Here is a 4,660-nt window from a genome sequence, read left to right on the forward strand (position 1 = left end):
AGCTAATCAAACAAAAACGCCACGATAATTTACGAGGCGGTTGTTTTGTTGAGTCTGTTGGTAAGTGGTTTCATACTAATGACGAGAGCCGTCAGCAATATATTTTTATGCGTACACTAGACCAGCTCCCACCTAATATCCAGTGGAAAACTATGGATAACAGTTTTGTGCTTTTAACTAAAGCTTTGTTAGATGAGCTCTCCATGCAAATGTTGCTTGATGAACAAGCTGATTTTGCCAATGCAGAGCGACATAAAGCCCTGATGGAGCAAGCAGATAACCCGCTAGATTATGATTTTAGTACAGGCTGGACTGAGATTTATCAACAAGGAAATTAACCATGGCATTAGAAACACAAATCTATTTAGCTCTTTATAAGGGTAGAAAAACAGGCAGAAATCCTACCGCACTTTTAGCCCGTTTTAGCGATTGGCTCACTCGCAAACTAACCAAAGGAATTTACTCGCATTGTGAGCTTGTGATAGCCAAAGAGGAACCTGATGGCGGACATTATCACTATCGCAAGCATTATTACTGCTACAGCAGCTCTATTCGTGACGGCGGCGTGCGTGTTAAAGAGATTGATGTCAACAATGATAAATGGGATTTAATTCCGTTAAACACAATGACTGAGCAACAAATCATCAGCTATTTCAACCGCACTCAAGGGGCTAAATATGACTGGTGGGGAGCTTTAGGTATTGTGTTAGGTATTAAACAAAAACGCAGCAAGTTCTTTTGTAGTGAGTGGTGCTTTAACTGTATTTTTAACAGCGACAAAGGCTGGCGTTTTAGCCCAAATGATTTAGCAGAGATTGTAAGGAGAAGTAAATGAGCAAAGCATTAACAGATCTTGCACCTTTAATGATTGTGACTCATGCTGCAAGCAAGCAAGCAAGCAAGCAAGCAAGCAAGCAAGCAAGCAAGCAAGCAAAGTGTAAATCATTTTAAACAAGCTCCGCTACCTTTTACAGGTCAAAAGCGTATGTTTTTGAATTATTTTAAACAAATTCTAAATGAGAATATTGAAAGCAATGGCGAAGGTTGGACGATTATAGATGTATTTGGCGGAAGTGGATTGCTTGCTCATGTTGCAAAGCGTGAAAAACCGTTGGCACGAGTGATTTATAATGACTTTGATGATTACGCTGAAAGGCTAAAACATATCAAAGATACAAATCAACTTCGCCAAGAGATATTCAAAATTGTTGATGGAATTATACCAAAAAACAAGCGAATAAGCAACGAAGTTAAGGCTGAAATCATCAATAAAATCAATGAATTTCAAGGGTTTAAGGACTTGAAGTGCTTGAGTTCTTGGTTGTTATTAAGTGGCGAACAAGTTGCGACTTTAGATGAGTTATTTACTCACGATTTTTGGCATTCTGTACGCCAAACAGATTATCCAGAGGCTACAAGCTATCTTGATGGTTTGGAGATAATTTGTGAGTCGTTTCACACCCTATTACCTAGATTTAGCCATGATTCAAAGGTGTTGTTTGTATTAGACCCTCCTTATTTATGCACTCGCCAAGAGAGTTATAAACAAACAAGATATTTTGATTTGATTGACTTCTTACGATTAGTCAACATCACTCGACCACCTTATATATTCTTCAGCTCAACAAAGTCTGAGTTTGTTCGTTTTATTGAGTATATGCAGGAAGATAAGGTTCATAATTGGCAAGCTTTTGAGGATTGCAAAAGAATTATTGTAAATACCTGTGCTAGTTATTCTGGAAAATATGAGGATAATTTGGTCTATAAATTTTAGGTAATTTAAAAGCCCTTTAAAGTGAGTTTAAAGGGCTTTGTTTTAGGGTAAATGAACCACTAAAACTGAGAATTTTTCGAGAATAGGTTTTTTCGCAGTTTTAATGGTTCAAATTCGTGGTTTTAGTGGTGCGCAACAAGGAGAAAAATATCCTGCTGATTATATGGTTAAACGCCTATCTGAATTAACTCTTTTAGTTGGAAAAATAAGAGAAGATAAGTTAATCAATGTGGATGGTTCTATGTCTCTAGAACTTGCTACGGAATTAGCAAAAACAAAAAACATAGATTGGTTTGTTTCTGGTAGTGCATTATTTGCTGAACCTTTGGATATATCTCTGCATAAGTGGGAAAGTGAATTTTTAGTCAAAAATGGTATTATAAATATAGGGGTAAATAACAAAATGTAATTTTTATAGGACAAAGTGCAGAAAATCAGACTTAACCTAACAAACATCCAAGTTCTAAATGAAAAACTGTCAGATTAAGTTTGATCTTCTACATTAATTTGTCAAACTAACTACAAGAGTGTAATGGACAGAATAGTATGTGGTAGCTATTAACATTAAACTAGTATTGTATAGCGACATAATACTGAACTAATAAAAATTCAACATTCCTTGAGATTGCAATTCAGCAAAAACATGTTCTGCACTAATCAACACCATACTTTGTTGTTGAATATAATGTTGATTTTTACCATAAGTCCCAATCAACTTCGGATCCGTTGCACCATATAAAGTAATATTTGGTACATCTAAAGCGGCGGTCAAATGGGCTAAACCAGTATCCACAGACACAACAGCTTTGGCATTAGCAAGTTGTTGGGCTAGTTCTGTGAGTGAAAGTTTTGGTAAAACCACCGCACTTTGCACATCTTGAGCAATCCAATCCGCGCGCGCTTTTTCCTTTTCATTGCCCCAAGGCAAGCGAACTTCTAAGCCAAGTGCGGTCAGTTTTTCTGCCAGTTTTTTCCATTCTTCATCAAGCCAATGTTTATCTGCTCTTGTGGTGCTATGTACAAAAACTACATAAGGCTGTGGATTTTCTGCTGAATGAAGGAAATGTTTAGCGATGCCATAGTCGCCCTGAGTTTGCGGCAATTGATAACCTAAACTTTGTGCGAGTAATTGACGAATACGCTCAACGGCATGTTGCTGATAAGAAATCTGATATTTTTTATCGTAGAAAAAAGAGGCTAAAGGCTCACGAATTGAATGGCGATCATAGCCATGTTTTATGCCTTTCGCCAAACGTGCAGCAAGCACCGCACTTTTAACTAAACCCTGTGCATCAATGACTGCATCATATTGATGTTGTTGCAATAAAGTGCGGTAGTTTTTCCATTCATTTTGGGTTTGAGCAGAAAAAAGTTGTTTACGCCAACGCCGAATGGCGACGGGAATGACTTGATTCACTGCTGAATGCCAACGAGGAATTTCGGCAAAATTTTCTTCCACCACCCAATCCACTTGCAAATCAGCAATAGCATTTTGAGCATCGGTTAAAGCAGGCAAAGTATGAATAACATCGCCCATGGAGCTGGTTTTAATCAAACAAATTTTCATTTTACTTTAACAAATCCTGTAATTTTTCCATTACCATCTGCGGTGTAATATCAATCAAACTTTGATGATAACCTTCCGAGCTATCTTGGCTTTTACGCACCTTAATCAAACCCCCCTCAATTAAACGAATAATAATCGCTTTGTCGGAAAGTGGTGGCGTATATTCTGGGCTGGTTGGGCCATAAACAGCAACTAAAGGCTTATTCAATGCTGCTGCAATATGCATCAAACCACTATCATTACTTACCACCGCCACACAATCTGAAATCAAATCCACCGCTTGATTTAAGTCTGTTTCGCCAGCAAGGTTTAAGCAATAAGATTGTAATTCCGCTGGCAAGGCTTGACGAATTTGTTCACCCACCTCTTTATCTTTCGCCGAACCAAATAAGCGAATGGCATAACCTTGCTCAATTAATTGCTGGGCTAAGGCGGCATAATGATAATGTGGCCAACGTTTTGCAGGACCAAATTCCGCCCCAGGACAAAATCCAATTGCCTCACGGTTTTCACAAAATGCGGTCTGTTTTGCAAAAGTTTCTAAGGTCTGAGCTAATTCTTGTGGATCAACTTGCAAATAAGGTTTTGGAATAGGCAAGTTGGCTGCCGTTGGTAATATTGCTTTGTCATAGCCTAAGGCTACATAACGTTGCACCATCATCGGATAGTCATTTTTATTACTACGCAAATCATTTAACAACAAATAGCGGCTTTCCCCTTTCCAGCCTCGGCGTAAAGGAATTTTGGCAAAGGCAGGAATAAAGGCTGACTTCAAGGAATTTGGCAACACAACCGCCATATCATATTGGTTACGCAAAGATTTACCAATTTGATACCGCCCTTTTAAATCAAAAGAGCCATGCCCAATAGGCATGGTAATTGCATGGCGAACTTCAGGCATACGAGCCAATAAAGGCTTACACCAATTCGGTGCCAATACATCAATTTGGCAATTAGGATATTGTTGTTTAAGGGTTTGATACAGGCTGTGCGACATAATCATATCGCCAACCCAAGAAGGTCCAATAACAAGAATGTTCATAGGCTTACCAATAGAAGTGAAGATTGCCGTATTATAGAGCAAAATAAAATGATCTGACCCCAAAAAGTTAGACCGTTATTTCAAGGACTGTCTCCGATATTGAATCGGACTCAGTCCTTTTAATTTGAGCTGAATTCGCTCTTCGTTGTAATAACGCACATAGCTTCGTATAGCTTGCTCAAGTGCCTCAATGCTTTCAAAGGATTTTCCGTGAAAACATTCCGTTTTTAGCCGCCCAAAGAAACTTTCCATCGCCGCATTATCCAAGCAATTTCCT

General features: G+C 38.5%; 8 protein-coding genes. 5 read left to right on the forward strand and 3 right to left on the reverse strand.

The window, feature by feature from the left end; genetic code table 11:
* The 5 genes from B0186_RS05430 to B0186_RS05445 all read left to right on the forward strand — a co-directional run.
* The coding region (locus B0186_RS05430) for a DUF4376 domain-containing protein (protein WP_143411929.1) at positions 1-338 on the forward strand (338 nt) is incomplete at its 5' end.
* Between the two features lie 2 nt (positions 339-340).
* Positions 341-835: an enoyl-CoA hydratase gene (locus B0186_RS05435; protein WP_078218366.1), complete on the forward strand. Its 495-nt coding sequence runs from the start codon at positions 341-343 to the stop codon at positions 833-835.
* Complete coding sequence (locus B0186_RS11855; RefSeq protein ID WP_172459642.1) at positions 832-951, forward strand: adhesin; 120 nt, start codon at positions 832-834, stop codon at positions 949-951. The genes B0186_RS05435 and B0186_RS11855 overlap by 4 nt, the downstream gene beginning before the upstream one ends.
* 34 nt (positions 952-985) lie before the next feature.
* Complete coding sequence (locus tag B0186_RS05440; protein WP_115073192.1) at positions 986-1,774, forward strand: hypothetical protein; 789 nt, start codon at positions 986-988, stop codon at positions 1,772-1,774.
* 103 nt (positions 1,775-1,877) lie between these two features.
* Positions 1,878-2,183: a beta/alpha barrel domain-containing protein gene (locus tag B0186_RS05445; RefSeq protein ID WP_078218368.1), complete on the forward strand. Its 306-nt coding sequence runs from the start codon at positions 1,878-1,880 to the stop codon at positions 2,181-2,183.
* Positions 2,184-2,372: 189 nt separating this feature from the next.
* On the opposite strand, the gene rfaC is transcribed toward B0186_RS05445, so the two are convergent.
* The 3 genes from rfaC to B0186_RS05460 all read right to left on the reverse strand — a co-directional run.
* Entirely contained in the window at positions 2,373-3,341 is a 969-nt protein-coding gene (gene rfaC, locus B0186_RS05450; RefSeq protein WP_078218369.1) for a lipopolysaccharide heptosyltransferase RfaC, read from the reverse strand.
* 1 nt (position 3,342) lies between these two features.
* Positions 3,343-4,383: a lipopolysaccharide heptosyltransferase II gene (waaF, locus tag B0186_RS05455; protein WP_078218370.1), complete on the reverse strand. Its 1,041-nt coding sequence runs from the start codon at positions 4,381-4,383 to the stop codon at positions 3,343-3,345.
* Between the two features lie 75 nt (positions 4,384-4,458).
* A partial coding sequence (locus B0186_RS05460) for an IS3 family transposase (RefSeq protein ID WP_078218371.1) occupies positions 4,459-4,660 on the reverse strand: 202 nt, incomplete at its 5' end.

The organism is Canicola haemoglobinophilus (genome assembly GCF_002015075.1).
Taxonomy (GTDB): Bacteria; Pseudomonadota; Gammaproteobacteria; order Enterobacterales; family Pasteurellaceae; genus Canicola; species Canicola haemoglobinophilus.

What these genes read in the sequence shown, in the direction of transcription:
- B0186_RS05435 (WP_078218366.1), top strand. Translation starts at nt 341, where the DNA reads ATGGCATTAGAAACACAAATCTATTTAGCTCTTTATAAGGGTAGAAAA.
- B0186_RS11855 (WP_172459642.1), top strand. Translation starts at nt 832, where the DNA reads ATGAGCAAAGCATTAACAGATCTTGCACCTTTAATGATTGTGACTCAT.
- B0186_RS05440 (WP_115073192.1), top strand. Translation starts at nt 986, where the DNA reads ATGTTTTTGAATTATTTTAAACAAATTCTAAATGAGAATATTGAAAGC.
- B0186_RS05445 (WP_078218368.1), top strand. Translation starts at nt 1,878, where the DNA reads ATGGTTCAAATTCGTGGTTTTAGTGGTGCGCAACAAGGAGAAAAATAT.
- rfaC (WP_078218369.1), bottom strand. Translation starts at nt 3,341, where the DNA reads ATGAAAATTTGTTTGATTAAAACCAGCTCCATGGGCGATGTTATTCAT.
- waaF (WP_078218370.1), bottom strand. Translation starts at nt 4,383, where the DNA reads ATGAACATTCTTGTTATTGGACCTTCTTGGGTTGGCGATATGATTATG.